This window comes from Coleofasciculus sp. E2-BRE-01 (assembly GCF_040221695.1).
Taxonomy (GTDB): Bacteria; Cyanobacteriota; Cyanobacteriia; order Cyanobacteriales; family Coleofasciculaceae; genus Coleofasciculus.
Map to the genome: position 1 here is coordinate 1 of NZ_JAVKEA010000259.1, position 4,233 is coordinate 4,233.

The following is a 4,233-nucleotide window of genomic DNA, read 5'->3' on the forward strand; positions in this document are numbered from 1 at the left end:
TCTGCATTTTTCTCGGTTTTTAGAGCAACTTGTAATTTTTCTTTTTGAGCGGGTTTCAAATAATTTTTGGCTGGCATATTTTTTTCGTTTTTCGGATTTCCTATTTTAATTATACCCTATTTAAATGCCGAACAGCTTATATTAATCGCGGTTTAGCTTACTACTACCAGGGAGACTATGAAAAAGCGATCGCAGATTATACAAGTGCACTAGAACTAGATCCTTATAATTATAATGCCTTCCACAATCGCTCCCTAGCTTATCAACGTTTGGCAGAAGTTAAAGAGCAACGCAACTAAGTAGGTGGGGACAATTAAAGTTAACGGTGGGGATCGTCATTCGTCATTCGTCACTCTTCACCTTGGATATTTTGACCGTAAATCGTGCGAGAACCGGGATCAAGAATCTTTTCAGGTTCAGGTTGACGATCGCTTCACCTTATTAATCCAACCCTGACTCAGACTCAACACCTGGGAATAAGGCAAGTCTGTATCGAGTACCAAATCAAACACAAACGGTTTAACCCAATCAGGAAACCATCGATGGAATAACCTTTTTACCATCGTTCGCAAGAAAAACTCGACTACCAAGAACTTCTGGCGAGGGAAGGTATAATCCGATAACTCTCGCAAAGCATGGGCATCGGGAACTCGCTGCTCGGAAAACTTGGGTAAAACCTGATCCCAATCATCTCCATACTGCTCTAACAACTGCCCCAAAATCAGCACATCTTCCAACGAAGAATTACACCCCTGTCCAATCGAAGGAGACACCGCATGAGCTGCATCGCCAATGAGCAACATACTATCTCCTTCATGAAAGCGATCGCAGCGTACTGTTAACACCCTCGCCACCGGACGCTTCAGCAATGCCTCTGCCTCCTCCAGGGACATTAACTGACCAAAGATTGGGAATTTTTCCTGACAGAAGGTATGAACCTCTTCCTTGGTGGATAACCCTTCTAGAGGATTATTCTCAGCCCCAAAAATAATTACTCCATGCAACTGATCTCCGGGTTGGGGAACCATCAGCATCCGGGCTTGATTGTTCAAATTATAAACATGGATTTTATTCGGTTCTAACTCCACTCCAGCACTCGGATTGAGCCGACTTAAAAACACCGATTTATAGGCATCGGGGACATAGTTTTGGGAACAGGTAAAGCCAGCATTGTGGGCTAAATACTCTCGAACTTGCGATCGCGCCCCATCAGCCCCCACCAGGAGATCGTAGTCAGCCGTAAAGCTATCTCCTTCCTTTGGGTGCAACGTCACGGTTTTAGCCGTTCCATCCACCGCCGTACATTCACAGTTGAAATGTACCTTAACCTGGTTCGGACTAGAGGTTTCGTTTAAATGCTTCAATAGAATCGAAACGAGGCGATTGCGGTCAATTGTGAGAACCGGATTTTGGCGAGGAATCTGTCGGAGTTTGCCCTTTTTCCCATATAGAATTGTCCCTTCACAGAACACGCTTTGAGCCGCGATCGCCTCCTCTAACCCCGCAATGGCTTGAATGGCTTTTCTGCCCCGTTTTTGAAGCGAGATCGGAAATGTGCGGTCACTCGAAATATCAGTTAAGCGAGGGTCACGACGGCGTTCATAGATGTCAATATTGTAGTTGCATCGGCGCAATAAATAATGTGCCAGTAGCAGTCCCGCCGGACCCGCTCCAATAATCACAACCTTTTGAACCATGATTGTTTGTCACTGTTAATGAAAGTCCACCTACTTATCTTTGTGGAAGCTAATCCGTTGAACGGTGGCGACGGTAAGCCACTCCGCTGATCCCCAGCACGAGTAGTCCCAGCAACACACCGGGTTCAGGAGTCTTGGCCACTTCGGCAACTTCTCCATCTTCTGTTAAGCCATAGATGCGGAAACGAGCGACTTGCTTTTTGACTTTGCCTTGGCTATCCTTGTAGCCATTTTCGACTTCTGCGGGTTGACCGGGAATTTCCGGCGCCAGATAGAAGTCATCTGGTGCATTGCCAATTCGTGCAATGCCGATCGCGGGGTAGATGGCGCACTTGGTGATTTTGGGGTTTTGAAACATCGCTAATTTGTCAGTGATTTTTGAAATTGAGAAATGCCAGCCAAGGCGATCGCGAATTGCGCCGAATCAAGTGATAGTTCTAATTGATTGACTTCAACTTCTCACGGGTCGATTAATTTCAAAGTGAATGTGGTCATCATGACCGGAAGCCCGAGTACATAATCCTTCACCTATGAGAGTCGGATCGTTAAAGAAAACAGACCGCACTAGCTTTTGCTGACCTATCGCTTTAAGGAGATCGCGAGCAGCCTTTTTATCGAAACTCGCACTTTACCATTCAATTCCGCCAGACTTTCCATCAGTTCTAGGGAGTAAAACATCGCACATTAAACCTGTTTCGTGTCCTTCATGATCGTCTGTATCTCCTCCTTGAGGACGGCTAACGTCATTGATGGTGAAGGGTGCGGAAGTCGGACTTGTCCCGTGGTAATCTTTGGCAATAGATCGAATTGTATCAGCCATCCAACTGGTGCCAAAATCATGATCGTCGCTGGTTTGTTCCTTTTCGTAGTTGACAAAATTGATAGATGAATCGCTATCTGGCATTGTTTTCCAAATAGGAGCATTAGCGGCTTGCAACCAGCGATGAGTAAGTCTTGCCAGATCGACTCGTCCATCGCCTTTGACGGTGCTGTGACCCGCAATAATGGACTGGAAAAGTTGAATGGCTTGAATAAATCCTGTATTGATAGAGGCACTACTTATATCTCCAACCCAAGTGTAACCTAGCTCGTGCAATCGCTTCTTAACAGCTTTTACATCTTCAGCTTTATTAACTCCTCCACGACCTACGCTACCGCTGAGAGCAATCTTAACTGAACCAGAAGGATTGGTCGTTTCTTCAGGATCATCTTTATCCACAGGGGAAACAGCTTTAATGTCAATTTCTTCACTTTCTGCTCCTAGAGAAATTTGTATCCGGCGCTCGCCAGCTTGCACGAGAGAAAAATTCATTTTCCACTTGCAATTTTCTCCAATGACAACATCATCTACTGGGAAGGTACTGTCGATTTTGATTGACAGAGTTTTACCGCGATCGCTTGGGAATGCGCTTCCTTGCACGACAAAAACTTGACCGAATTCAACTTCTTTGGGGAAACTTTCAACTTGCAACTTTTTAGGCAAATCGGGAATTGAAATTCCGCTGGCAGTTGCTAGCAACTTGTATGCCTCTGGTGAGAGGTTAATCACTTTCTTCACATAACCCATGTCGGTAGCAAAGCCTTTTCGACTCAAGAAACCGATGAAGTTTTCTGGCGTATTAGTGTAAGCTTCTAAACCTTTGTAAGGAGCGCGAGTGAGAAACTTCCAGTAACCGACGATAAAGGCCTCAACATCGTTGAATTTGCAAAAATCAACAAGTTCGGGTTCGGAGGGAACTTTTATATTAATTGGAGTAGCAAATCCTGTCATTTCATTTCGCCATTTCAATCCTGAAAAATTATTGGCTGTGACGGCAAGATTGCTTGTCGCTCTGGCGGATTCTAGCAACCATTGAGCTAAAGTTACTTTTTTTAAATCTCCGTAGCGATCGGGATCGATACCGCCTAAGCCTACTTTGGCAAAAATTGAAGCTAAATCTGTTGCCGCATACTGAGTGACTAAATCATTGATTAATGACATTTTTCCTCTGCTTTATTGGTTTTGAAATTTATAAGCTGTTCGGTGTTTATTGTTTTAGTCTAAGCACCTTGCAGTAAGGTAGGTAGGCTAAAAAATGAGTGATTTAGAAGCGCAACCGCTTAAATATAGCGAATTGCGAAATTATGAGGAACAATAGCAGCAATGGGTAAACCAGTTACGGATATCTTTTGTGGTGATTGAATCTAACGATTCCTGGAGCGCTTTCACCAAGTCAGGATACGTTCTTGGTTTGAGCTTTTTGAGATTTGTTTTGGCTTTTGACCAACCGTTTTCAATCGGGAAAAAGTCGGGTGAATAGGGTGGGAGAAATATTAATCTAGCCCCGATTTTCTCAATGGCTTCGCGGAGTTATTTACTTTTATGAATTGAGCAATTATCGATAACTACACACGACCCTTTCCATAGCTTGGGTACTAAATGATTAATTATGAATGCATCAAAGCTCAACGTATTATAGGCTCCCATAATGTTATAAAAGCATAAGATGCCCGTTAATGCCATTGCTCCAACAATTGAAACATTCTTTCCTCTTTG

Annotated in this window: 4 protein-coding genes and 1 pseudogene; 1 reads left to right on the forward strand and 4 read right to left on the reverse strand. The window is 43.9% G+C overall.

Going from position 1 to position 4,233, the window contains the following annotated elements; all coding sequences use genetic code 11:
• Nucleotides 1-44 precede the first annotated feature (44 nt).
• Complete coding sequence (locus RIG66_RS34180; protein ID WP_446384621.1) at nucleotides 45-299, forward strand: tetratricopeptide repeat protein; 255 nt, start codon at nucleotides 45-47, stop codon at nucleotides 297-299.
• A gap of 117 nt (nucleotides 300-416) precedes the next feature.
• On the opposite strand, the gene RIG66_RS34185 is transcribed toward RIG66_RS34180, so the two are convergent.
• From RIG66_RS34185 to RIG66_RS34200, 4 genes and pseudogenes are all read right to left on the reverse strand, one after another.
• On the reverse strand, nucleotides 417-1,697 hold the full coding sequence (locus RIG66_RS34185) for an FAD-dependent oxidoreductase (RefSeq protein WP_446384623.1): 1,281 nt from the start codon (nucleotides 1,695-1,697) through the stop codon (nucleotides 417-419).
• 49 nt (nucleotides 1,698-1,746) lie between these two features.
• The gene (locus RIG66_RS34190) at nucleotides 1,747-2,055 is read right to left on the reverse strand and encodes a LodA/GoxA family CTQ-dependent oxidase (protein ID WP_446384625.1); all 309 of its coding nucleotides are present in this window, start codon (nucleotides 2,053-2,055) and stop codon (nucleotides 1,747-1,749) included.
• Nucleotides 2,056-2,325: 270 nt separating this feature from the next.
• On the reverse strand, nucleotides 2,326-3,678 hold the full coding sequence (locus tag RIG66_RS34195) for a glucosaminidase domain-containing protein (protein WP_446384627.1): 1,353 nt from the start codon (nucleotides 3,676-3,678) through the stop codon (nucleotides 2,326-2,328).
• 141 nt (nucleotides 3,679-3,819) lie between these two features.
• A pseudogene (locus RIG66_RS34200) lies at nucleotides 3,820-4,233 on the reverse strand (transposase); the annotation flags it as partial.

Coding starts and splice junctions, on each gene's coding strand:
- RIG66_RS34185 (WP_446384623.1), bottom strand. CDS start 1,697: ATGGTTCAAAAGGTTGTGATTATTGGAGCGGGTCCGGCGGGACTGCTA.
- RIG66_RS34190 (WP_446384625.1), bottom strand. CDS start 2,055: ATGTTTCAAAACCCCAAAATCACCAAGTGCGCCATCTACCCCGCGATC.
- RIG66_RS34195 (WP_446384627.1), bottom strand. CDS start 3,678: ATGTCATTAATCAATGATTTAGTCACTCAGTATGCGGCAACAGATTTA.